Genomic DNA, 25,947 nt, shown 5'->3' with positions numbered 1-25,947 from the left:
AGAACATAAAGAAGATATAGGGAATGTTCAGAAGGTTGAATCAAAGGGAGTGGACAGATTTCAAATCCATTCATTTAGGATAGCATTACCCGTTGTGGGGAGGAGATATTCAAGAGGTATGTATTCCAGAAAATACAAAAGAGCTCTCCTCCCGGGTAAGAGGGACATTCATTGTTGCGGGTTGCACATCAAATTTACAGCATCTCTCTCCATACGTTCGCGCCCAAATGACGCAGGTTGTCTACCAGATGGTCATATCCGCGGTCAATAAACTCGACGCCTGATACTTCGGTAACACCTTCCGGTACGGTCAAACCAGCAATGACGAGTGCAGCGCCGGCGCGCAGATCCATCGCTTTTACTTTGGCAGCGTTCAGTTCTCCACCTTCGATAATAGCGGAACGACCTTCCACTTTAATCTTAGCGCCCATACGTACGAGTTCGGGTACATGCTTGAATCGGCTACTGTACACAAAGTCGCTTAATACGCTGACACCCTGTGCTTGCGTGAGCAAACTGGTCATTGGTGATTGCAGATCCGTTGCAAAGCCTGGATAGGTGAGTGCTTTGACGTCTACATGTGTATACGAAGACTTGCCGAGGACACGAATGCCTTCGTCTAGTTCATCTACATGTACACCCATCTCCAGTAACTTGGCAGTAACCGCCTCCAGATGCTTCGGAATTACATTATCAATAATCACATCACCGCGTGTTGCTGCTGCGGCAATCATATACGTACCTGCCTGAATACGGTCAGGAATAATGGAATGTTTGCAGCCATGCATCTCGGAAACGCCCTCAATACGGATCGTCTCTGTACCAGCACCTTTGATGACGGCGCCCATGGCATTCAGTAATGTTGCTACATCTATAATCTCAGGCTCTTTAGCCGCATTTTCGATAATCGTATGGCCTTTGGCTCTTGCAGCCGCCAGCATAATGTTGATGGTCGCACCGACACTGGCTACGTCCAGATAGATTTTGGCACCGCGCAATTCTTTGGCATACAGATGAATAGCGCCGTGTTCGTTCGTTACAGTAGCGCCAAGCGCTTCAAAGCCTTTGATATGTTGATCAATCGGCCGGGGTTCAAAGTTACAACCGCCCGGCAAGCCAATCGTGGCTTCTCCAAAACGTCCAAGTAATGCACCCATCATATAGTAGGATGCTCTTAATTTTTTGACAGGTCCGTTAGGCATCGGAATAGATCTGACGCTGCTTGGATCAATGCGCATTTCGTTATCCGCTTCATTCCATTTTACCTGTGCACCGAGATTTTCCAGAATCTCTGCATAAACTGCTACATCACTCAGAAGCGGCAGGTTATCGAGCACAACTTCGGATTCGGCGAGCAATGCCGCAGGAATAAGCGCAATGGCACTGTTTTTTGCACCACTGATGGTGATAGTTCCCTGCAACGGACTTCCGCCGCTGATCATCAATTTTTCCATAAAGCTTAGTATCCCCCTACGTGTTTTGCAGCCGATAAAACGACGGTTGTGTTTGCATGTTACAGTGAAATTAGCGGTTAAAATGGAAAGACACCGTCAGCGCGGTGTACTTCCCAAATTCAACCTATTCAATTAAACGCATATTGTATATAAAAGTTACGATCATTACGGTAAATGCTGCTGTTTTAACTTCTGCATACTGTAATATACACTATGCCTAACCAAAAAGCGAATTATGCTTTGTTGCTTGTACCGAACTCGCGAATTTTGCCGATAACGGTTTGTTTGATCGCTTCACGACCTGGAGCGATGAATGTACGTGGATCGTAAGCATCCGGTTTTTCAGCCAGTACTTCACGAACTTTTTTGGCGAAAGAGATCTGGTTTTCAGTGTTTACGTTGATTTTGGATGTACCCAGAGAAATGGCTTTGTCGATATCGTGTTTCGGAATACCAGTACCACCGTGCAGTACGAGTGGCAGGCTAACTGCGTCACGAATTTCTTCCATTTCTTTGAAGCCCAGGTTAGGCTCGCCGTGGTAAGGACCGTGTACGGAACCAAGTGCTGGTGCCAGTGTGTCGATACCTGTTTCTTTGACGATGCGTACACATTCTTGCAGGTCAGCGTACATGATGCCGCCGATTACGTCGTCTTCTTGACCACCAACTGTACCTACTTCAGCCTCTACGGAAACGCCTTTAGCGTGTGCGTATTCAACGACTTTTTTGGTCATTTCGATGTTCTCGTCGATCGGATGGTGGGAACCGTCTATCATAACGGAAGTGAAGCCTGCATCGATTGCTTCTTTACATTTGTCAAAGCTAGAACCGTGGTCCAGGTGAATAGCAACAGGTACAGTGATTTTCAGGTCATGCAACAAACCTTCTACCATTTTGACAACAGTAGTGAATCCGCCCATGTGACGTGCTGCGCCTTCAGACACACCGAGAATAACTGGGGATTTTTCTTCTTCCGCTGCCGCCAGAATCGCTTGTGTCCACTCCAGGTTGTTAATGTTGTATTGACCAACAGCATACTTTCCTTCAAGTGCTTTGTTCAACATGTCTGTCATAGATACTAATGGCATAATGACATCCTCCTCAAAAGTGTTGGGTATGTCCCATAATGTGTAAGCCGCTACTGCATACGTGCTTATTATAACACAACCCACTTCAAATACTAAACAAACAATTTGCACAGATCTATGGCGATTTTCATGGAAATAACAACGATTTGCATAACAAAGCAGACGGCAAAATGCCGCCCGTTCTTTCCTTATTGATCTACGCTGCTACCGCGCAAACAGCGATCAACAGCTTGACGCATTTCATCGATATCAAATGGCTTGGTGAAATGGCTCAATGCACCAAGTTCTTTGGCTTTCTGGATAATGTCCAGTTCTCCGTAGGCGGTCATCATAATCACATAAATATGTGGATGAGTCGCCTTGATATGACGCAAAATCTCCAATCCATCCATGCCGGGAATCTTCATATCCAGCAGTACGAGATCGGGGGAATCTTGCTCTACGACTTCCAGCGCCGCTTTGCCATTGGCTGCCTGGAACATCTCGTATCCTTCATTACCGAACAACTCCATCAGCAAAATCCGAATACCAGTCTGATCATCCACAATCAATATCTTCTTCTGTTCCATCTGTCACCTTTCCCTTCTTCTATGCTGACGTATTCCGATTTGCATAACTGCTGCTATTCAGAACGATGACGAACTACAGGTGGTTATCCGGTGCCCAAAACGAAACGTAATAAACTTACATTATCCGTTAGAAGTCACCAGACATTTCTTACAATAACATAATCTATAGGATTCGCTGTTTATCGTATAAATCCTGCATCTTGTCGAAAAATCCGATCATTTCGTTGCCGGTGATGGAGTAGACGAAAAACAGGTGAAACGCTAGGTATCACAAGGCAGATTGTGTATATTCGACAATCGATGTCTGATGTGTTTCTACATCTATAGCATACAATGATTTATGTACCAATGATACGGTATTCATGATGAATACTACACGGTCTTTATATGCAAAAAACCACCCATTTCCTACTACAGGAAACGGATGGTTGCGCAAAATGCAATTTAAACGTATAATCGTAAACCCGACGCTGTTATCCTTGGTGAGCGATAGAAGCTTTCACAAACTCACGGAACAGCGGTTGTGGACGGTTCGGACGAGAAATGAATTCCGGATGGAATTGTACTGCCAAGAACCATGGATGATTAGGGACTTCCACGATCTCCACCAGTCTGCCATCAGGAGAGGTACCGGAGATTTTCATGCCGGCTTTCTCAATTTGCTCGCGGTACTGGTTGTTGAACTCATACCGATGACGGTGACGCTCGTATACCAGCTCTTCACCATAGCATTCCATTGCCAGGGAACCTGGTTGCAGTTTGCACGGATACAGTCCCAGACGCATCGTACCGCCCAGATCTTCGATATCCTTCTGCTCTGGCAGCAGGTCGATGACTGGATACGGTGTAGCCGGGTTAATCTCAGAGCTGTTCGCACCGTCCAGGCTTGCAAGTGCACGCGCATATTCAATCACAGCTACTTGCATACCAAGGCAAATACCGAAGTAAGGAACATTGTGCTCACGCGCATAACGGATGGCACTGATTTTGCCTTCGATACCGCGATCGCCAAAACCACCCGGAACGAGGATACCGCCGAGACCGCTCAGCTTGTCAGCTACGTTCTCGTCTGTTAATTCTTCTGCATCTACCCAGCGCAGTTTCACATCGGCGTTAGCGTGGTAACCGGCATGGGACAATGATTCAACGACACTCAAGTACGCATCATGCAAGGCTACATATTTACCAACAATTGCGATTTCAACTGTTTTCTCCAGATTCTGAATGCGACCGAGCAATTGCTCCCATTCACTCATATCTGGCGCAGGGCTGTCCAGCTTGAGATGCTTCACAACGATTTCGTCCAAACCTTCGTCACGCAGGTTCAGCGGAACTTCGTACAAGGAAGACGCATCGCGGCATTCCACAACAGCATTGGCATCAATATCGCAGAACATAGCGATTTTGGATTTCATATCTTCCGACAGTTCGTATTCGGTGCGGCACACGATCACGTTTGGCTGAATACCGATACTGCGCAATTCTTTTACACTATGTTGGGTCGGTTTTGTTTTTACTTCACCGGCAGCTTTGATGTAAGGAATCAGGGTAACGTGGATATACATGACGTTATCGCGACCGACATCGTTTTTGATCTGACGAATTGCTTCCAGGAATGGCAGACTCTCGATATCGCCTACTGTACCACCGATCTCAGTAATAACGACATCGGAGTTGGATTCGCGACCTGCGCGGAACACGCGTTCTTTGATCTCATTCGTAATATGCGGGATTACCTGTACGGTTCCGCCCAGATATTCACCACGACGCTCTTTGCTAATTACGGAGGAGTACACTTTACCTGTTGTTACATTGCTGTTCTTGGACAGGTTGATATCGATGAAACGCTCATAGTGACCCAGATCGAGATCCGTCTCGGCACCATCGTCGGTTACGAATACTTCACCGTGCTGGTATGGACTCATCGTTCCAGGGTCCACGTTGATGTAAGGATCGAATTTCTGGATCGTTACTTTCAAACCTCTGTTTTTGAGCAGTCTGCCCAGCGATGCAGCCGTAATCCCTTTGCCGAGGGACGATACGACGCCACCTGTTACGAAAATATACTTTGTCACAATATTACCTCCTAGTTATGATCCAGAAATGCAAACACCGCACGATGTATAAAGAGCAGCTTGCAAGCACAGCAATCATCAGGACAGCCTCTCGAAAAGATGACCGGATGCGCCGTTTTTGCACGCTGTTTATACAAAATGCACAGGGGAAATCACTCATAAAAAACAAAAAAAGTGACACCCGTAGCGACGGGGCACTTTTATTAATTCAGCTGAGAAACGCTGGATATATGTGTGTTTATAGGTTTAATTCATAAGCCCATGCAATAGTTTACTCTGTCTCTATATTGCGTGTCAAGACATATCGAAGAAAGATTGTCGCGGTGTCATTTGAAACCGTTATCAGCGAATTTGCTGCTGTAACTATTTTGCAAAACAGCACAAACGATACATTATACTTGCATATCAAACTGCATACCCAAAGAAAAAGCCTGTCCGGATCACCGGGCAGGCTTTTGGAATATTAACGCTCGTCTTCTTCTTCCTCAGCGTCGTTGTATTCCTCTTCTTCTTCGTCTTCTTCCTCATCGTCGTCTTCATCTTCGATGACCAGATCTTCGTTATCTTCGTCATCATCAGAATAGATATCGTCGTCATCATCGTTTTCGTCCACGTCGTCGTAGTTATCTTCTTCGACTTCATCGTCTTCGTCCGCGTTGTCGGCGCTATCGTCATTGTTAAACTCATCGTCTTCGATATCATCATCGTCATTATCGTCATTGATGATGCGTGGACGCTTCGCGTTCGCGATTGGATCTTCTGCACGTTCCAGTGGATACCAGCGTTTCAGACCCCACAAGTTCGTACCGACGCATGCAAAACGACCGTCGATGTTCAGCTCGGTGTAAAGTTGAGCGATGTATTCCGTAATCTGCTCTTCGGTATAACCGCGCAGTTCTGCTACTTCCTTCATCAGGTCGCGGTAGTACAACGGAGTATTCATTTTTTTCAGAACGGCAAAGGCCAGATCCACCATTGGAATCTCATGCACTTTGTCCGGGTTGATCTTCAGTTCTTGCGGTGTGCTCACTTACGGACACTTCCTCTCAGATCCAGTTTCAGGCTGTGTATTTCACTCCGGGATGATCCTGCATCATGTCCACGGAGACAGGCGTTGTCAGACTATACGATACATTATACAAAATGCTGAGATAAGTTAAACCCATTTGCCTATAAAAATCAAGTTTTTTACAAAAAACAGGGCATTAGGGACATGAAATCGCCGCAGAACGCCAATAATCGGCATTCTACGACGATTAGAATCTCATTACATCCGATCTGGTGCGGATACACCAACCAGACGAAGTACGTTGACGATAACGGTACGAACACTGCCCAGCAGTGCCAGACGCGCCAGCGTTTTCGGTTGATCTTCGGTCAGGGTGCGTTCCGCTTTGTAGTAACTGTGCATCAGCGATGCCAGCTCGTACACATAACGGATCAGACGATGCGGTGCAAAGTTCTCGGCAGCAATCGCGATCTCGTTCGGCAGCTCACCTAGCTTTTGCAGCAGGTCATATTCGTGCTCGGTCGTCAATTGACTAAAGTCGATTTGCGACAGCTCTGGCAATACGATTCCTTGCTCCTCGGCTTGGCGGAAAATACTGCAAATCCGCGCGTGCGCGTACTGTACATAGAAGACTGGATTTTCGTTGGACGTAGACACTGCCAGATCCATATCAAAGTCCAGATGCGAATCGATACTGCGCATGGCGAAGAAATAACGAACCGCATCAACGCCCACTTCACTCATCAGATCTTCCATCGTTACCGCTTTACCGGTACGCTTGGACATTTTGACTTTTTCGCCATTTTGGAACAGGCTGACCATCTGCGCAATGAGTACAGTCAGTTTTTCCGGGTCGTTGCCCAGCGCTTGCATGGCTGCTTTCATCCGTGGAATATAACCGTGGTGATCGGCGCCCCAGATGTTGATCATACGGTCGTAGCCGCGGTTGTATTTATCTTTGTGATACGCGATATCCGGAGTCAGGTACGTGTAGGTGCCGTCATTTTTGATCAGGACACGGTTCTTGTCATCGCCATAGTCCATCGTACGTAGCCAAGTCGCGCCTTCCTCTTCAAAAATCTGACCGCGCTCGCGCAGTTCATCCAGCGCATCCAGTACACGTCCGGTCTCGTACAAGGAAGTCTCGCTATACCAGATATCAAACCCAACACGGAACGCTTGCAGATCACGTTTGATTTTGTCCAGTTCTTTGCTTAGACCGTACTCACGAAAAAAGTCAGAACGTTCGCTGGAGGACAGGGACAGCAGACTGTCACCTTTCTCAGCAACGAGTTCACGCGCGAAGCCTTTGATATCTTCGCCATGATAGCCATCTTCTGGCATCGGCACATCTTGACCCAGCTCTTGCAAATAACGCGCTTCGATCGACAAGCTCAGATTGGATACCTGATTGCCGGCGTCGTTAATGTAGTATTCGCGAGTCATATCATAACCAGCGAAGTCGAGCAGATTGCACAGCGAGTCGCCAAATGCAGCGCCGCGGGCATGACCAAGATGCAAACTGCCAGTCGGGTTCGCGCTGACGAATTCGACTTCGATGCGTTTGCCTTTGCCCAGTTCGATGCGACCGTAGTTGTCGCCCAGTGTGTGGACAGCTTCGATCACCGGGTACAGATAGCTTTTGTTCAGTGTAAAGTTAATAAATCCGGGACCAGCGATCTCAGCGTGTTCAATGCCGCCTTTGCTCAAATCCAGATTCTCGATAATACTTTCAGCGATTTGACGCGGGTTCTTCTTCGCGATACGCGTCAGCTGCATAGCGATGTTAGTCGCCAGATCGCCGTGATTTTTGTCTTTTGGCACTTCAAGCGTAACCTCGGGCAGGTCTTCAGCGTTAACGATACCTGCGGATAGCACGGCAGCGTGTACGGCCTCTCTGACCAGATTACGGCTTTGTTCCAATGGATTAGCTGTCATTGTTTAACGTTCCTCCTGTATAGGGCACTACCAGATCATGCGATCGGACTTGCCTTGGGTCTGCCTCACGGCAGGTTGTGCATGTATGATTGAGGGTCATGTACCGGGATAGCTATAGCAACTCGATGTGTAAGTTGACTTTGAAACTGCCGCTTAGCTGATCGTATGCGTATAGATCGTATTCCCAAGCAATGCTGCCCATCGTTCCGTCCAATTCATTGTGAATGGTTCGGGTATCCGTTTCCAATGCAAAACGGGTAAAAGGCGATCGATAAAATCCGGACAGCTGCTCTCCCGAACGGAAAGTCTGCTCGGCTTCGACACCGCCATGACGCATAATCTTGATTTCGTCGCTGCTAATTTTCACTGTGGTACGGATTTCCGGCTGAGGTGGCTGCGGCGGTTCGGTGTAACGAACATACAGGCTACTGCCCTTCATGAACACCTGACCGATCATTTCGGTTGTGCTGCTTGTGCCGTCCTGCTCACTCCGCAGCGTAAGTCGCACCTGATTGGCTTCCGTCATACATCCAGCTCCATTTCGGACATTTCTCTGACTTGGCTTGTTGAATATAGAACATATTCATAGCAAATTCAATAAGCGCACTCCTTTTTATTGTACCATTTTATGAACAGGAAAGCCGCATTTTCGTTGAAAAAGTTGCGGGTTCCCTATGGAAGTGATAAGGATGTCATAAAAGGCAAAAGCCAGCAGGCATGTGCGTGGCACGGATGGCTACTGGCTAAGAGCTTGCTGTCTGTTAATTACAGGCAGGATATAGGCTGTTGATCATCAACAGGTCATTCTATGATGAGGAAGATAGCGTTTGTTTGGGAGAAGTTTGGGGACAAGTGGTTCCGCTTATTTGCACAGGTCTTCGACAAATTTGGGTAGTACGAATGCAGCCTTGTGCAGACGCGGGGTATAATATTTATTACTATCCAGCTCGGGAATGGAGGATTCATCCACTTCCAGCGGATCATACTTTTTGCTACCCATGGTGAACGTCCACAACCCGCTCGGATACGTCGGGATGTTGGCACCGTAGACACGCACGATCGGGAAGATTTCTTTGACATCACGGTTCACCTGCTGAATCAGATCGGCTTTGAACCACGGGTTATCCGTCTGGGCGACGAAAATACCGTCCTCGCGTAGCGTTTCATAAATCCCCTGATAAAAGCCTTTTTCAAACAAGGGAGCGGCTGGACCAACCGGTTCGGTCGAATCGACCATGATGACGTCGTAGGCGTTTTTATTTTCAATAATATGCATATAGCCATCGGCAATCCGTACTTCGACGCGCGGGTTGTCCAGTTCGCCAGCAATCTCAGGCAGGTACTGTTTGGAGTATTCGATTACTTTGCCGTCGATCTCGACCAGTACCGCTTTCTCCACTTCTGGATGCTTGAGTACTTCGCGGATCACGCCGCCGTCACCGCCGCCGACAACAAGTACATGTCTTGGATTTGGATGGGTGTTGAGGGCTGGATGGGCGACCATTTCATGATAAACAAACTCGTCCTTCACTGTCGTCATGACCATGCCGTCCAGTACGAGCATGCGACCGAATTGTTCGGTATCGATCATCGCCAGATCCTGAAAGTCGGTTTGCTCAGTGACTAGCGTTTCGCGGATTTTGGCGGTAATGCCGAATACGGGCGTCTGTTTTTCCGTGTACCACAGTTCCATAGAAAGTCCCTCTTTTCATTTGTGTATAGTTGTATTCAAAAGTTAAATTACGTTAATAGCTACACTGCGTTCCTTTCGCATTATACGACATCCGTACACCCACTGCAAAAGAGATACTGACCGTGATACCAGCTGTTCCCTGAGCGGCATTCACACCATCTGAGTAACTATCCATGTATGAGCCATTCAGAAGATATCTACATCCAGCATACAAAGGAGACTGACATGAATATTCAGCAAATCGTTCAATTACCCGCGTTGGAAGCAGCCCCCCGATTGTTGGGACAGATTATTAGCCGCATTACGCCTGCTGGGGAGATCCGTTGCCGAATTGTAGAAACCGAGAGCTATGGTGGTGCTGAAGACAAAGGCAGCCATGCTTACGGCAATCGACGCACCAATCGTACAGAGATGATGTTTCGGCAGGGTGGCACCTGTTACATTTATCTGATCTATGGCATGTATCATTGTCTGAATGTTGTGACTGGACCGGAAGACGATCCACAGGCAGTACTGATTCGCGCGGTGGAGCCGTTGACAAGTCGGGACGAGCAATTGATGCTGCTACTCCGCCAGATCCCGTCCGGTAAGCTCAAGACGCTCTGTAACGGTCCGGGTAAGCTGTGCCGCGCTCTGGATATCGACAAATCGCTAAATGGCATCCATCTGCTCGCCAGCGGTGCTCCATTGCGATTGGAGCAGGCAGATGAGCAGGAGTTGGAGCAATTGGTTATCGAATGCGGACCACGCATCAATATCGACTACGCCGAAGAATATGCGGCGCATCCGTGGCGCTTTTACATTAAGGATCATACGTATCTATCGGTGAAAAATAAAACGCCGCAAGCATTCACTCTACCGCATAACCCAATCGATGCTGACACATAAAAACCGCTGTACAAAGTGAATTCACTCTGCCAGCGGCATGTTGAGTACGCGTTCTTTTAACCATTCGTTCATCTGGGTCACTGTCATCGGTCTGCCAAAATAAAATCCCTGCATAAGATAACAACCTCTGGATTGCAAAAAGGCAAGTTGTTCGGCGGTTTCCACGCCTTCCGCCACTAGCTCCAGTTCCAGATTGCGCGCGATAGCGATGATCGTACTGACAATCGCTTGCTTGGACGTCTGGTCGCTTTTGCGAACAAAGATCTGATCCATTTTAATAATATCGACCGGCATCTCATCCAAGCGTCCAAGTGACGAGTAACCGGTGCCAAAATCGTCCAAGGATACTCGTATGCCCAGCGATTGAATATGCTTGAGCTGCTCTACCGTACCTTCCATGCTGTTCATCGCAATCGATTCGGTGATCTCCAGTTCCAGATAATGCGGCGGCAAGCCGCTCTGCTGCACAATTCGTTCGACCCTACCAGCAAATAGCGGATTCTCAAACATACGTGCTGACATATTCACCGAGATTGGTACGGCAACATTCATTTCCCGTTGCCAGCGCAGATTCTGCTCGCATACTTGCCCGATCATCCAATATGTCATCGGAATGATCAGCCCGGTCTCCTCGGCAATGGGAATAAACTCGCCCGGCGATACCAGTCCTAGCTCATGATGTTGCCAGCGCAATAGTGCTTCCATACCAACCAATTGATTGTGCTGGGAATCCCATTTGGGCTGATACACGATAAATAGCTGATTGTTATCCTGCGCCTGACGCAGATCATTCTCCAAACCCATGCGGCGGATTTGCCGCTTGTTCATATCTTCATTAAAGATGCTGTATCGGTTTTTACCAGAATTTTTGGATACATACATGGCGGTATCCGCGGCACGCATCAGCGATGTGCGATCATACCCATGCTGCGGTGCCAGTGCTATGCCAATACTACCACCCGTGACAAATAATTGATTGCCTGATAAATGATACGGCTGCTTGATCGACTGCAAAATACGCTCTGCCAGCGCAATCGCCTGCGACGGACTCATACTGCTCGCCGCAATCAGAAATTCATCTCCGCCCAGACGGAATACCTGCTCGTTGCCAGCACTTTTCTCATTGAGAATACATTCACGCAATCGCCTTGCCACCTCAATCAGTAGCTCATCCCCTATATCGTGACCTAACGTGTCATTGATCGATTTGAAGCGATCCAGATCAAGAAATAGTACAGCACCTTCGGTATGATCATCGAATACTTTTTCAAAATAATTCTGCAAGCCGTGACGATTCGGAAGCGCAGTCAGCGGATCGCTATATGCCATTCGTTCCAGCAAATGCCGCTCCACAAACACCGCCGCCCACGATACGGACAAAATAGTGAATGTGACGATCGATACGCCTGTAATCAGCAGTACCTGACTGGCAGACAACGACGACATCATCGGCATTTCTCTACCAAGATGCGGCATAGCATGAAAATTCGTCGCAGCCATACCCGCATAATGCATACCAGAAATGGCGAAGCCCATAATAACGGCGCTCATCAGCTTCCAATGACTATAATCCGGTTTATCGCGGAATTTGTGAAACAGAAATAACGCACCGTAGGAAGCTAGCAGCGCAATTAAGATCGATAGAATCACATAAGATGGCGTATAGCTGATCATCGCATCCATGCGCATCGCTTCCATACCGATATAATGCATGGCAACAATACCACTGCCCATAATGATACCAGCAATGAGCGGCTTCCATACTTTTTTTGCCGGATTAAGCTTGACGGTAAAAGCAACAAATGAAGCAACAATGCTCGCTAGTGCTGACAGCATGGTCAATATGATATCGTAGTTCACAGGCATATCAAAATGAAAAGCAAGCATTCCCACAAAGTGCATAGACCAGATCCCACTGCCCATCACAAAAGAGCTAAGGCACAGCCATACGACTTTGCTTCTTCCATGGGTATGGGATACTTTGCTTGCCAGATTCAGGGCAATATAGGAAGCGACGATGGAAATCAGGATGGATAGCCCGATAATCCAGCCGTTGTAATTAAGATGCATCTGTTCCATGGCATCCTCCTTGTATCAGACGTTCAAGTATATAAATGAAGTTATAGATTGCATTTCTTGCTAAGTCTCTAAATCATCGTCTCTCTATATTACAACGGTTTATGCAGTTTGTTTCGTAATAGATGATGTTAACTAATAAAAAAATTAAAAAACGACCGCTGCGGGTAGCATGACGGCCGTCTTTTAATCGTGCAATGACTCTACTCATCCGACTAATTGTTTAAAGCAAATCATTCAGATTTGATGTTGAAGTTATCACTTGCTTGATCCAGCAAACGAGACAGGATGGTCGCAGCTTCGCCACGGGTCGTGCTCGCTTTCGGATCGATTGTTCCACTTGGTCTACCTTTGACTAATCCCTGATCAACCGTCAGTGCTAGATCATTACGTGCCCAGTTGCCGACTTTGGCGCGGTCACTGTAAGGAGACAGCACTTTGTCTGTATCAGTATCGTAAGATTTCTGTGAATCGATATAACGAAGCGTATTGCTAACGATATGCGTCATTTCTTCACGCGAGATCGTTTGGTTCGGTTTATAGGAACCGTCGGTGTAGCCATTAGTGACACCTGCTGCTGTTGCAGCTTGAACGGCATCTTTGTACCAAGCAGCATCACGTACATCGGAATATCCGGCAGCTTCGCCACTAGCGTTCAATTGCAGCAGATTGCTAACCATCTGGGCAAACTGAGCACGTGTCAGCGTTGCATTCGGTGCATAGCGGTTACCACCGACACCTTCCAATATGCCCAGACGATGCAGACGGGCGATATCGGCTTGCGCCCAATGTCCAGCAGTATCGTTAAAGTCAGCAATATCGCTATCAGTGAGATTGATACCGGAAGGAAGTTCTTCTACAGCTTCCGTGCCACCTGTGCTGGCGGCTTCGACATCATTACTTGCTGGTGTCGTCGTTTCTGCCGGCGGTGTTGTTTCAGTATTATTTTCCTCTGCTGGCGTGGCTGCTCCTGTTCCAGCTGCCGCACCTGTTGTGTCGGTGCCATACGGCCAGCCCAGTTGACCTGGTGTACGGTTAGCAGGTGTCGAATCATCATCACTGCCACCTGTATTACCGCCACCGCCGCCAGCACTATAGTTGATTGTCGCAACGGTCGTCGTATTGCCGCCACGATTCAGAGTGATGACCAGCTGACCCGAAGATTCAGGGAATTGTACGCTGATATCAACGAAGCCATCTGCACTAACAGTAACATTGCCCAGCTGAACCGTTCCTTGTCCGTATACGGAACTTTGGACAGTAACGGTATCACCAGTTAATACTCCATTCACGCGAACAGTACCTTGGCTTCCCTGTACATTAACCAATGCTGCCTGTGGATTATCTGGATTGCCCGGATTACCCGGTACGACAACACCACTGTAAGACAGAGTATCCAATTCCGTTTCCACGCCATTCGTCACACTGCGTACGGATAAGGTTCCGCTCGAAGATGGGAAGGCAAAAGTCAGTACAGCTGTACCCTGAGTGTTGGCTGCATTTTCTGCCAGCTGAGTATTGGTATCGCTATACACGCGTGCGATTTGCTGTGCTGCCAAACCAGTTACCGTTACTGTACCCTGACCATTGCTACTATTGGTCAGTTCCACTTGCGGTTCTGGAGTGCCTGGTACAACGACACCGCTGTATGGCAGATTCTCAATCTCAGTTTCCGTTCCATTGCTTACTGCACGGACGGACAATGCGCCATCCGAAGATGGGAAGGTAAAGGTCAGCGTCACATTACCATTGGCATCGGCCACACCTTCTGCTAGCTGTACATTGGAATCACTGTACACGCGTACCGTTTGTCCAGCAGTCACACCAGTGACAGTAACGGTTCCCTGATCGTTCGTTACATTTGTCAGATCTGCCTGTGGTGTAGGTGTTGCTGGAATATCCACGCCACTGTATGGCAGGTTGTCAATATCGGTTTCGGTGCCACCGCGGGTATACGTTACACGCAAGTTGCCATCAGATGTCGTAAACGTAAAGGTGACTGCCACCGTTCCACTATTACCTGCTGTTGCAGTACCAAGAATTGTATTATTCGGACCATAGACATTGATCACGTCACCCGGCTGTGCATCGGTTACCGTCACAACACCATCTGCTCCATTAATATCGGTCAGATCAGCGGTTGGTGTCGGTATAGGTGTAGTCGGAATGTCTACGCCACTATACGGCAGCGTTGTAATCTCTGTTTCCGTTCCATTGCTTACGGTACGGACAGACAATGTGCCATCCGCAGTAGGGAAGGAGAACGGCAATACTGCTGAACCGTTGCTATCTGTAACGACTTCCGCCAGCTGCACATTGTTATCTCCATATACACGTACCGTTTGTCCAGCAGTTACACCAGTCACTGTCACAACACCCTGATCCCCATTGATGCTGCTGAGTACAGCTTCCGGTGATGGAGTCGCTGGAATATCGACACCACTGTATGGCAATGTGGTGATCTCTGTTTCATTTCCACCTCGGGTATACGTCACTGTCAGCGTGCCATCACTTGTCGTAAAGGTGAAGTCGATCACTGCTTTGCCATTACTATTTACTGTTGCTGTGCCCAGTACTTGATTGTTCGGACCATACACTGTGATAATGTCGCCTGCTTGCGCATCCGTGATCGTCACAGTTCCAGTAGCTCCGTCAATGTCGCTGATTACAGCGGAAGGATTCGTTACTGGTGGAGTGATTCCGCTATATGGCAAGAGCGCAATTTCCGTTTCGATTCCATTAACAACCGTACGAACGGACAATTCACCATTAGTTCCTGGCAGCGTAACCGATAGAACGGCTGAGCCATTACCATCTGCAACTCCTTCTACCAGTTGAACATTGTTATCGCTGTAGACGCGTACGGTCTGTCCGGCAGTTACGCCAGTTACCGTTACCACGCCCTGATTCCCAGTAATACCACTTAATGCCGCTTCCGGTGATGGCGTCGCCGGAATATCAATTCCACTGTATGGCAATGTCGCAATCGTAGTATCTGTTCCGTTACTGGTCGCTACGACCGTCAATGTTCCGTCTGTTGTCGGGAACGTAAAGGCAATGATCGCTTCGCCGTTCGCTCCTGCTGTTGCTGTACCGAGTGCGACATTGTTATCGTCATACACGGTGACAGTTTGTCCTGCTGCCAGATTGCTGGCAGTTACTGTACCTTGATCGCCGCTAATATTTGTCAATGCAGCGATCGGTTGTGGTGTAGCTGGAATATCCACGCCACTGTATGGCAAATTATCAATATCTGTTTCTGTTCCGCCGCGTGTATAAGTGACTCGCAGCGTTCCATCTGCTGTTGTAAATGTAAAATCAATCACTGCTTCACCAGTTCCGTTAGCAGTTGCTGTACCCAGTACCTGATTGTTTGGACCGTATACTTTGACAATATCGCCTGCTTGAAGATCGGTTACGGTTACCGTTCCCTCTGCACCATTAATATCACTGATGACTGCTGCTGGTGGAGTGGTTGGCGGATTGATACCGCTGTATGGCAAGAGGGCAATTTCATTCTCTGTACCGTTAATTACGATCCGTACGGACAGTTCGCCACTACTTCCCGGCAACGTCACAGGCAACACCGCTGAACCGTTACCATCTGCAATACCTTCTGCCAATTGCACATTGCTGTCACTGTAGACGCGTACGGTCTGTCCAGCAGTTACGCCAGTCACGGTTACCACGCCTTGATTCCCATTAATACCGCTTAATGCTGCTTCTGGCGATGGCGTCGCCGGAATATCGATGCCACTGTATGGCAGCGTCGCAATCGTAATATCTGTTCCGTTACTAGTCGCTACGACTGTCAATGTTCCGTCGGCCGTCGGGAACGTAAAGGCAATGATAACCTCGCCATTCGCACCCACTGTACCAGTAGCCAGTGCGACATTATTATCACCATACACAGTCACAACCTGACCTTCTGTCAGATCTTTAGCTGTTACTGTACCTTGATCGCCATTAATATTCGTCAATGCCGCCGTCGGTTGTGGAGTCGCTGGAATATCGACGCCGCTGTATGGAAGCGTCGTAATCGGTGTCTCACTACCGCCACGAGTATACGTCACAGTTAATGTGCCGTCCGTCGTTGTAAAGGTAAAGCTGATAATCGCTTCCCCGTTACCATTGGCGGTTGCTGTACCTAATACTTCATTGTTGGGACCATACACTTTGACGATATCGCCCGGTTGTGCATCGGTTACGGTTACTGTGCCCGTCGCTCCATCAATATCGCTGATGGTCGCTGTTGGATTGGCGCTTGGCAGATCGACACCGCTATATGGCAAAATACCAATTTCGGTTTCGTTACCATTGCTAACCGTGCGTACAGATAACGTGCCATCTGTCGTCGGGAATACAAATGGCAGTACGGCTGAGCCGTTGCCGTCAGCTGTTCCTTCTGCCAGCTGTACATTGTTATCTCCATATACACGTACAACCTGTCCTGCAACTACGTCTGTTACGGTCACCACGCCTTGATTCCCGTTAATGTTACTCAAAGCCGCCTGTGGTGAAGGCGTCGCCGGAATCTGGATGCCGCTGTATGGCAAGGTAGTGATCGTTGTTTCTGTACCGTTACCAGTAGTAGTCACGGTCAATGAACCAGTTTCCGTTGGGAAAACAAAGGTAATAATCGCCTGGCCATTGCCATCTGCAACGCCGGTTCCAAGCACCTCATTGTTCGGACCATATACGGTAACCGTATTGCCCGGTTGTACATCGGTGATCGTAACCGTACCTTGATCACCATTAATATTACTCAGCGCTGCTGCTGGTTGCGGAGTTGCTGGAATATCCACGCCGCTGTAATCGAGCGTAGTGACTGGAACTTCACCATTGCCGCCGTTACGTGTCGATGTAACGACCAGTTGACCGTCAGCAGTTGGGAATGTAAAGGTTATTAACGCGTCGCCACTACCATTGGCTACAGCTGTACCCAACACATTGCCGTTCGGTCCGTACACTTTTAGAACATCGCCTGGTTGCGCCCCGGTAATCGTAACCGTACCTTGATCACCGTCGATATCGGTCAATTCAGCCTTCGTATTGTCCGGTGTCGGTTCTACGTCTACATTTTGATAATCAAATGTGCTGATCGTGGTTTCCACACCATTGACCAGTACACGGATGAACAATTTGCCCTGTGCTTTTAGGAATTTAAATGTAATGACTGCTTTGCCGCCGCTATCTGAAGTAGCGGTGCCGAGCAATGCATCGTCCTGATCGTATACTCTGGCATCCACACCCGCCTGCATACCTGTCACAGTAATCGTACCTTGATCACCTTGAATACGATCAACGACGGCTTGCGGTGAATCTACCGGTGCCTGTGGTTCTGCTGGATAAGTAACCTGTACCGGTGTACTTTCCAGCTGATCGCGAATCAGAATTACCGAAGCTGTTCCGCCCGCAGGCAGCAATTGCAGCTGGAAGCTTGCCGTACCATTCCCATCAGCAACGGCAGTACCAAGAACGGTGCCGTCAGTTGCCAGAATACGAATCGTATCCCCTGGTCGCAGACCAGTAACCGTCGCACTATCGTTATTGCCCGTATTGTTGATCAAATTGATGCTGTTGATGTTCAATACCGGACCTGGTTCCGCATCATAGTTCACAGCAGTTGCTGCACTTTCAATCGTATTGTGCGTACGCGTAACCGACAAAGTTCCGCCTTGCGGTTTCAATGTCACAGCGATCGACACAGAACCATTGGACGCCACTGTACCGGTATCCAATACAACACCATTCTCATAAATCGTAATCAGATCGCTTGCTACCAACGATGTAAAGCTAACGGTATCCTGTGTACCTGAAATATTATTGATCGTAATCAAATTAGCAGGAATTGGTGGTACCACTTCTGCCGCATAGTTAACCGCCACTGTATCACTCTCAATACCGAGATATCGTTGCGATACATAAATTGTACCACCCGTCGGAATCAGAGTAGCCGAAATGGATACCTGACGTGAAGCTGGAACAGTCGCTGTACCGAGAACAGTATTGTCATTTCCATAAATGATAACTTCCATACCTTCGTTCACATCGGATACCGTTACCGTATCTGTATCGCCGTAGTTATTTTGCGGGTTTACATTTTGTGCTGAAATAGATGGAATAAGTAATGCATTATAATTAACAAGTGTTGGGATACTTTCAATCCCATTGCGAACAAGCGTTACACTAATCGCACCGCCATTGGCAGAAAGGGCAGCATCTACCTGCACTACGCCCTGTGCATCGGCTGTACCTGTACTGAGCAATGTGCCATCCGCATACACATGAACAATGTCGCCTTCTTGCAATTGATTGACAGTAATACTGGCTGCTACACCGATCGCAGTCGTCACGGTAATGCGTTCCGCCGGAATCGCATTTACCACTTCTGCTGTATACGTAACAAGCGTAGGGACACTCTCTACACCATTACGCGTTAACGTTACAGTCACATTGCCACCAACTGGAATCAACGTTACTGGAATGCTAACACTGGTAGCACTTGCTGCTACTGTTCCAGTACCCAGCAATGTTGCGTTGCCATATACATGGATAATATCTCCACTCGTCAAACCACTAACAGCAACCGTATCGTTATTGCCGGAGTTGTTCGTTACATTAATGCTGGCTGCGGTCAATGGAGGCACGACTTCTGCTCCATACGGAATAGGCACAACCGTGCTTTCCACACCCTGATTGGTAATGCTGACACTTACACTACCGCCAAGCGGATTTAATTTCACAGCAACGGTGGCGGTTCCATTGCTGGCAACCGTACCAGTACCGAGAACTGTACCACCTGCATAGACGGTGATCAGATCGCCAGCCGTCTGATTGGTAACTACGACTGTATCGCTATCACCTGCATTGTTGGTAATTGTTACATTGCTACTGGATACTGGAGGCACAACAACCGAACCGTACGTTACCGAGGTTGCTACGCTCTCAATCCCATTGCGAGTCAAACTTACATTCAGACTGCCACCCTGTGCATTGGCTCTGACCGGAATTGAAACGGAACCAGTAGTGGTTGCCGTCGCTGTTCCTAGCACTTCACCTGTTCCGTACACTTGGATCAGATCGCCTGACGTCAGCCCATTCACAGTCACTACGATCTGACCATTCACGATATTGCCCAGCGAAATCTGGTTGCTGGCTAATGGTGTGACCACTTCTGCCAAATAAGCAATCGCTGTTGCGGGACTTTCTACGCCGTTATGCTTCACACTAACATTGATTGTGCCACCAAGCGGCACCAACGTCACAGGTACACTAACGGAACCTTGCGCATTGACAGTACCTGTACCTAGTACACCGTTGCCATCATACACAGTCACCAGATCACCTTCGATCTGACCTGTCACGGCTACAGTATCCGCATTACCGGAATTGTTCGTGATCTGGATATTGCCAGAAACGATAGCTGGAACGGTAATCGAAGGATACGTTACCGTAGTCGTTGCGCTCTGCAACAGACCTTCTTTGACACTGATATTCAGACTACCGCCTGTAGCATTCAGGACGATCGGCAAGACTAGAGTTGCCGATGTTGCTGTACCTGTAGCCAGAACAGTACTGCCCGCAGATACGGTTACGATCGAACCGACTTGCAGACTACCGATCGTCACAGTAGACGTACCACCATACGAATTATTGATAGAAACATTAGCTGCTGCTACAGGAGGAACGGTTTCCGCTCCATACGTAACGGATGTGGAAGCACTCTCCACACCACTGCGTGTACGGGTAACATTGATCGTGCCGCCTGTGGCGGTCAGCGGTGCAGTAACCTTGGCGATTCCGCTACTATTGGCTGTTGCTGTACCAATCGATGTACCAGATACATATACAGTCACCAGATCACCTGCACTGATATCAGAAACGGTAATCGTATCGCTGGTGCCGTAGTTATTTTGAACGTTAATGCTAGTGGAAGGAACTGCACTCAAGATTGCAGCGCTATACGTAACATTTGTACGTGCGCTTTCTGCTGTACCGCGTTTGGCGCTAACACTAATCGTGCCGCCAGTCGGTGTGAGCGCAGCAGAAACAACAGCTGTACCTGCGGCATCAACAGTTGCCGTGCCAAGTACCTGACTGCTGGCATTGTATGCGGTAATAACATCTGTAGGATTCTGACCGGTCACGGTGATTGTAGATGTGCCGGAGATTTGATTGGAGACGCTAACTTGTGAACTGGTTGGCGCTGGTGTAGCAGACAGAACAGTGAATGTATTCTGCTGGGTCGATTCGCCAATCGTTACGTTCAGAGCGCTTTTGGTATATGCTGTAATTGTATAGGTGCCTGCCGCCGGAAGGGTTTTGTTTTTCAGCGTCAATGTGTCGCTGGCAAGCAGGTTAAGTATAAGGGTGCCACTTAAAGTGAGGGTTCTACCATTGTTCGTAATCATGCTAGCCGGAATGGCTGTACCGTTAAATTCGTCACCAGCTGTAGCCGTTATGCCTGTAGGAAGTTCAAATACGACACTCCCGATTAAACTTAACTGAATACCTGGTTCATAGGCAATATTTAAGGTCGTCGTCTGACCTGTGACATTCTGGCCATTCTGCGACGTAATCCTAAGTGCACCTGCTGCACTCGCATGTCCAGGGAAGTTTACCATCACCAGACTGAAGATTAAAACTGCGATGAATAACGAATACCCCTTTTTTCTCATCTCTTTCGCCCCTTTGAAGAATGGTAGTAGTGGGTGATTGTGACTGGGTCGACGGGTTGACTGATTGGAAACATCTGGGAAAGACACCTTACTATTGTCTCTTAAATTATCAATTTAATTAATAGCCATATTTTCCTATTTTAGGATTATTGTCATATAATACCTCCTTAATTCCATATTTCGTCATTTAAGCAAAAAAAGATCACCTTATTTATATAAAATAAGGTGATCTTTTGCTAATTTTCTAAATACCAACGAAAATAGACGCAAAAAAGCAACAAAAAAACAACTTATCAGCCCATTTACGCTCTTTTACGCCTATTTTCAAGACCATGCTTGATTTGTAACAAACTGATCTCTCTGTGAATAAAGTAATATTATATGATTCTTATTAACCAATACTTTTGTTAAATACAGCGGCAATCGCCTGCGCACGGTCACTGACACCCATTTTGTTGAAAATATTGGTCAAATGGTTCTTGACTGTATGTTCACTGATGAATAGAGTCGCGGCAATCTCTTTGTTACTAGATGCTTTGACAACCAGCTCCAGTACTTCTTTTTCACGCGGCGATAAACCAAACTGCTTGACGATCGCTTCCAGACCGCGTCCTTCTGCACCTTCTGCCGATGATCGAGCAGTCGGTTGAGCAGCGGCTGGCTTTTCCTCAACTAGATTGATCTCGGTTTCCAGCGTATGACGACTCAATACAAAGAGGCGGAATTGGCTAACCAGTCCCTGATCAATCCCACTGACTGGCAGATCGTTAACGACGCGCATATCATGATCGCCCGCCGCCGCAATCGCAAATGCCAGCGACATAATCTGTCCCCCCTTGGAATACGTACTGCCAGAAGGAACGGATTGGTCATCTTGAATGCGCTTGTAATCTTCGATCATCTCTGCTTCCTGCTGGAACAGATGTGGGAAGCTGCGCAGCATGTTCGGATCGGAATACGACATTACACAAGCCCGACCGATGACATCTGCTTCTTCCTTCGTCACACCGCCCCAGACAGCGAATTCCTGCACAATTTTACGCGAATCGGCAGTCAACTGATACAGTGCCATATTCCATTCGCGAATCGATTCATGCAGAATCTGCGCAAATCGGTTGCTGTTGGACATATACTGCTGACGGTCGTAAACCGATTTCATAACGACGCTACCCATCATTGCCAGCGCGGACAGAATCTCGCGACACTCTTCGCCTTCCTGTTCATCGCTAACCGCTACCGCCAGTACAGCGCGAACACGATTACCATAAACGATCGGATATTCCAGCATCAGCGAGAACGGCGTATTGTTGTTAATGTAATAGTTGGCAGATGGATTATCGCCTGCTTCCAGATAACGGCGAGCAATATCCTTGGCATATGTTTCCCCATTGGGACTTTGCATACCGCGCGCCACCATCTGAATCTTGCCATCATCGGATGTACGATGTACAACGATGGATGCCGACGGATTCCATACCAGATTCAGACTCATATCGACCAGCATAAACATGACGCGCTGCGCATCCTGCACCGATACGATCAGACGGGACAGTTCGATGAGCGGCTTGAAGCGCTGCAACTGCTTTTCCATCTTTTCATACGTCAAATGGTTAGCGATGTACCAGCCCATCAGTGAGATCATGGTCTCCTCAAACTGGAAATGCAGACCCGGCACCGAACGCTCCTTGAAGCTCACTCCAAACAGCAATCCATACACTTCGTCATCATACCGAATCGGGAACCCTTGCACTTCATGGACTTGCGGTACCCCTTTTTGCAGGAAAAAGTTACTGCGCGGATCACGATCCACATTGTTCCAGCGCGTTGGCTGTGCACTGAGTACTGCCTGTCCGAGGAAACCTTCGCCTTCATGGAATACAGCTCCATTCAGTTCGGCAGACGAAGGACCAATACTGTTCACAATCGTATACTTGCCTGGACCTGTACGAAGTGCAAAACCGAATACATCCGCCAGATCACTCGTCGATAATACTGCACGCGTAATCTCCTCAATCGGATGTGACGCATTCTGATCAGCAGACAGCGTATCATTCAGCGCTACCAATCGATCGGTTAGCCTCTTCTCCTTATAGCTAGACTTGAGGATCAACGACAGAGCGTGGGCAAGCTTCGTAATCTTCTCACGCTTGAATAGCTCCTGCTCCGGCGTCGTTTCCGGCACACTGCGAATCCAGTCCTGAATCGCCTCAAAAAATCCTGCTGGTATATCACTGGTTGGCTGCACAAAATTCGGATGTGATATGATGCCCTGACGTGTACCCGCTTGAATCAGAATCCCTGCCCATACGAATAGACCGGACAACGGCTGGTCAAATGCAATCGGCGAGATCAACCACCGTACTCCCGGTATCCACTGATCTGACAAAATCGTATGCTTCACCCCGCGCAGATTCTCAATCTCCTGCCGGAACATCTCGTTCAGTTCACCCGCATATTGTTCAAACACCGAACTACTCCGCAAATGCGATGGCGCCGTAATAATGCGACCTTCATGATCCGTTATAAAAATAAGCAATTCAGTCAATTGAGCGTAAGTATCCTGAAGCTCTTGGCATATATCCCGAATGTCATTGATCATGTATGTTTCAATCATAGGCGCTCAAATCCACTTCTGTCTGAATATAAGGAGCCTTGTAACGGTAAATGGCACGTACACCATCCCCATTTTTCTCCAGGATAGCCATCTCCGCCAGACGATTCAATGCTCGCTCGGTAACCTGTTGACTACGTCCCAGCCTTTTGGACAGGCCGCTACTCGTTTCAATCGCATATGGGTTGTTCTCAAAAAACAGCGTGCATTCCATCTGCAAAGTAATTACATCACTTTCTGCTACCATACGGTTCCTATCCCTCCTTAGATCAGCTGTACAAATGGCTCTTTGTCTGCGTTCGCAATAATGTGCGGCGCGGATACGCGACCACTCGGGGACTTGGTAACCTGTAGATACTGATAATTCCCATCGACCCAGGTACGGATGACACCATTACAGGTCCGTTCCAGGAAGGATGCCGTTTCCTGTCCAATCTCCGCAAAATTGCAATGTACTACAATCGTAATACCAAGTGCACGCCACATCGACATCTCCTCAGCAAAGTAACGTAGCAGGAAATCGCGTCCGCGTTCCGAGATGATCGTGTTCAGGTCATAATACACAAACCAACGACGATCACAATGATCCTCACATTCAAAAATCGGTGCAAGGCGATCATTCAACACCTGCGCATAATCTTCATTGTCCACTTTGTCTACGCGAATCATTGCCTTTTCCAAATTGGCGTCGACAGCCCTTCGGTAATGCTCGATAAAGAATGCCTTATTATGCTCTGCCGCCTCTCGAAGAGAAACGCCAAACAGTTCAATCGTATCGGCAAATGTATCTAGCGACGTATTGCCAGACATCATCGTCACGGTACAGTCACCATCTTTGATACGCTGTGCATAAATCGACGATAAGAGATAGCGATAATTGGCTTTGCTGTTCGTATCAATCATATATACACTACTGCGCGGAATGCCGCCACCCAACATCTCATCCAATGTCTTAATACCCGTAGACAGTACATCGCTCTCGTTGATCAGAATCTTGTCTTCTGCCATCGACAGTGACGGTACGATATACACACCCTGATTTAGAAACTTATACGTATGCTCGCCTTCCATAATACGAGTACCACGCATCTTCAGCACTTCGATTGTACGCTTGCGGTACTTCTCCATTAGCGGCTTCAGCGACAGACGGATAATACCATCACAAATGTAATTCTCAAACGGCACATTGGATTCACCAATCTCCGAATATTCACGGATAAAGAGCGAAGTCAGCGAGTGTTTACGCATAATATTACGAATCGTATACACATTGTTTCGCACCTGATCGCCGCTACTCACGAGACGGAATAGACTGATACTATCGATCACTACGCGTTTACAACCGATCTCACTGACTACACTTTCAAAAATACCGCCCGGCTGTAACATTTGATCCAGCAAAATATCTGGCTCCATACAAATAACGCGCAGCTTATTCTCTCTTTCCAGCTGACGCAAATCCCATCCAAACCCCTTTACATCTTCGTAAATTTGTTCGGGCAATTCTTCAAACGTAATATAGATACCAGGCTCGTTAAACGAAACCGCACCTTCCACTAGAAATTGTATGCCTACCGTCGTCTTGCCGGTTCCTGGTTCGCCTTCCAAAATCACGACAGATCCCGGCGGTATACCTCCGTACAGAATATCATCCAGTCCTGGTATACCCGTATGAATAGCACTAGTGTTGTTCATATATTGCTCCCTCCATCTGTAGCATAGTTTAGTCACGCAAGGGTTAGCTTTTCCTACGAAGATGACTGTACAGCAATTATAACAACGTAAGGCACCTTGAAGAAAGGAATTTCCCATTTTTATAACGAGTCAAAAGCATTTAATCATTTATACCCTTTTTTTCCAGTTTA

At 47.8% G+C, this 25,947-nt stretch carries 14 protein-coding genes; 1 reads left to right on the top strand and 13 read right to left on the bottom strand.

The window, feature by feature from the left end; translation table 11 throughout:
• Positions 1–194 precede the first annotated feature (194 nt).
• The 8 genes from ACDE64_RS00495 to speE all read right to left on the bottom strand — a co-directional run bounded on the left by ACDE64_RS00495 (position 195) and on the right by speE (position 9,826).
• A complete protein-coding gene (locus ACDE64_RS00495; RefSeq protein ID WP_411344625.1) occupies positions 195–1,454 on the bottom strand; it encodes a UDP-N-acetylglucosamine 1-carboxyvinyltransferase in 1,260 nt (419 codons plus the stop codon).
• Positions 1,455–1,687: 233 nt separating this feature from the next.
• Positions 1,688–2,542, bottom strand: coding sequence for a class II fructose-1,6-bisphosphate aldolase (gene fba / locus ACDE64_RS00490; protein WP_411344624.1), 855 nt, complete (start codon positions 2,540–2,542; stop codon positions 1,688–1,690).
• A 188-nt stretch (positions 2,543–2,730) separates the two neighbouring features.
• The gene (locus tag ACDE64_RS00485; RefSeq protein WP_411344623.1) at positions 2,731–3,111 is read right to left on the bottom strand and encodes a response regulator; all 381 of its coding nucleotides are present in this window, start codon (positions 3,109–3,111) and stop codon (positions 2,731–2,733) included.
• 473 nt (positions 3,112–3,584) lie between these two features.
• A complete protein-coding gene (locus tag ACDE64_RS00480) occupies positions 3,585–5,186 on the bottom strand; it encodes a CTP synthase (RefSeq protein ID WP_411348639.1) in 1,602 nt (533 codons plus the stop codon).
• Between the two features lie 463 nt (positions 5,187–5,649).
• Positions 5,650–6,216 (bottom strand): DNA-directed RNA polymerase subunit delta, encoded by a 567-nt coding sequence (gene rpoE / locus ACDE64_RS00475; RefSeq protein WP_411344621.1) that lies wholly within the window; start codon positions 6,214–6,216, stop codon positions 5,650–5,652.
• A gap of 237 nt (positions 6,217–6,453) precedes the next feature.
• The gene (gene argS / locus ACDE64_RS00470) at positions 6,454–8,133 is read right to left on the bottom strand and encodes an arginine--tRNA ligase (protein ID WP_411344620.1); all 1,680 of its coding nucleotides are present in this window, start codon (positions 8,131–8,133) and stop codon (positions 6,454–6,456) included.
• A 112-nt stretch (positions 8,134–8,245) separates the two neighbouring features.
• Positions 8,246–8,659 carry a DUF1934 domain-containing protein gene (locus ACDE64_RS00465; protein ID WP_411344619.1) on the bottom strand — a complete coding sequence of 138 codons (414 nt, stop codon included), beginning with the start codon at positions 8,657–8,659 and terminating at the stop codon, positions 8,246–8,248.
• Positions 8,660–8,995: 336 nt separating this feature from the next.
• Entirely contained in the window at positions 8,996–9,826 is an 831-nt protein-coding gene (gene speE / locus ACDE64_RS00460; RefSeq protein WP_411348638.1) for a polyamine aminopropyltransferase, read from the bottom strand.
• Between the two features lie 225 nt (positions 9,827–10,051).
• Between speE and ACDE64_RS00455 the strand changes: the two genes are divergently transcribed.
• Entirely contained in the window at positions 10,052–10,714 is a 663-nt protein-coding gene (locus ACDE64_RS00455) for a DNA-3-methyladenine glycosylase (protein ID WP_411348637.1), read from the top strand.
• A gap of 21 nt (positions 10,715–10,735) precedes the next feature.
• On the opposite strand, the gene ACDE64_RS00450 is transcribed toward ACDE64_RS00455, so the two are convergent.
• The 5 genes from ACDE64_RS00450 to ACDE64_RS00430 form a co-directional block, all read right to left on the bottom strand.
• Positions 10,736–12,793 carry an EAL domain-containing protein gene (locus ACDE64_RS00450; RefSeq protein WP_411348636.1) on the bottom strand — a complete coding sequence of 686 codons (2,058 nt, stop codon included), beginning with the start codon at positions 12,791–12,793 and terminating at the stop codon, positions 10,736–10,738.
• Positions 12,794–13,023: 230 nt separating this feature from the next.
• Entirely contained in the window at positions 13,024–21,471 is an 8,448-nt protein-coding gene (locus ACDE64_RS00445; protein WP_411348635.1) for an S-layer homology domain-containing protein, read from the bottom strand.
• A 391-nt stretch (positions 21,472–21,862) separates the two neighbouring features.
• Positions 21,863–24,085 (bottom strand): LuxR C-terminal-related transcriptional regulator, encoded by a 2,223-nt coding sequence (locus ACDE64_RS00440; protein WP_411344614.1) that lies wholly within the window; start codon positions 24,083–24,085, stop codon positions 21,863–21,865.
• Positions 24,078–24,329, bottom strand: a complete 252-nt coding sequence (locus ACDE64_RS00435) for a hypothetical protein (protein ID WP_411344613.1) — start codon at positions 24,327–24,329, stop codon at positions 24,078–24,080. Before ACDE64_RS00435 ends, ACDE64_RS00440 begins: the two co-directional genes overlap by 8 nt.
• Before the next feature lie 17 nt (positions 24,330–24,346).
• Entirely contained in the window at positions 24,347–25,777 is a 1,431-nt protein-coding gene (locus ACDE64_RS00430; RefSeq protein ID WP_411344612.1) for an ATPase domain-containing protein, read from the bottom strand.
• Positions 25,778–25,947: the final 170 nt, after the last annotated feature.

The sequence above is a fragment of the Paenibacillus sp. WLX2291 genome, from assembly GCF_046603665.1.
Classification (GTDB): Bacteria; Bacillota; Bacilli; order Paenibacillales; family Paenibacillaceae; genus Saccharibacillus.
This window is presented reverse-complemented; position numbering and strand designations above follow the sequence as displayed.

Bases quoted from the DNA above. Each gene is read 5' to 3' on its own strand.
- ACDE64_RS00440 (WP_411344614.1), bottom strand. From the start codon at position 24,085: ATGATTGAAACATACATGATCAATGACATTCGGGATATATGCCAAGAG.
- ACDE64_RS00465 (WP_411344619.1), bottom strand. From the start codon at position 8,659: ATGACGGAAGCCAATCAGGTGCGACTTACGCTGCGGAGTGAGCAGGAC.
- ACDE64_RS00485 (WP_411344623.1), bottom strand. From the start codon at position 3,111: ATGGAACAGAAGAAGATATTGATTGTGGATGATCAGACTGGTATTCGG.
- ACDE64_RS00445 (WP_411348635.1), bottom strand. From the start codon at position 21,471: ATGAGAAAAAAGGGGTATTCGTTATTCATCGCAGTTTTAATCTTCAGT.
- speE (WP_411348638.1), bottom strand. From the start codon at position 9,826: ATGGAACTGTGGTACACGGAAAAACAGACGCCCGTATTCGGCATTACC.
- ACDE64_RS00495 (WP_411344625.1), bottom strand. From the start codon at position 1,454: ATGGAAAAATTGATGATCAGCGGCGGAAGTCCGTTGCAGGGAACTATC.
- fba (WP_411344624.1), bottom strand. From the start codon at position 2,542: ATGCCATTAGTATCTATGACAGACATGTTGAACAAAGCACTTGAAGGA.
- argS (WP_411344620.1), bottom strand. From the start codon at position 8,133: ATGACAGCTAATCCATTGGAACAAAGCCGTAATCTGGTCAGAGAGGCC.
- ACDE64_RS00455 (WP_411348637.1), top strand. From the start codon at position 10,052: ATGAATATTCAGCAAATCGTTCAATTACCCGCGTTGGAAGCAGCCCCC.
- ACDE64_RS00450 (WP_411348636.1), bottom strand. From the start codon at position 12,793: ATGGAACAGATGCATCTTAATTACAACGGCTGGATTATCGGGCTATCC.
- ACDE64_RS00435 (WP_411344613.1), bottom strand. From the start codon at position 24,329: ATGGTAGCAGAAAGTGATGTAATTACTTTGCAGATGGAATGCACGCTG.
- ACDE64_RS00430 (WP_411344612.1), bottom strand. From the start codon at position 25,777: ATGAACAACACTAGTGCTATTCATACGGGTATACCAGGACTGGATGAT.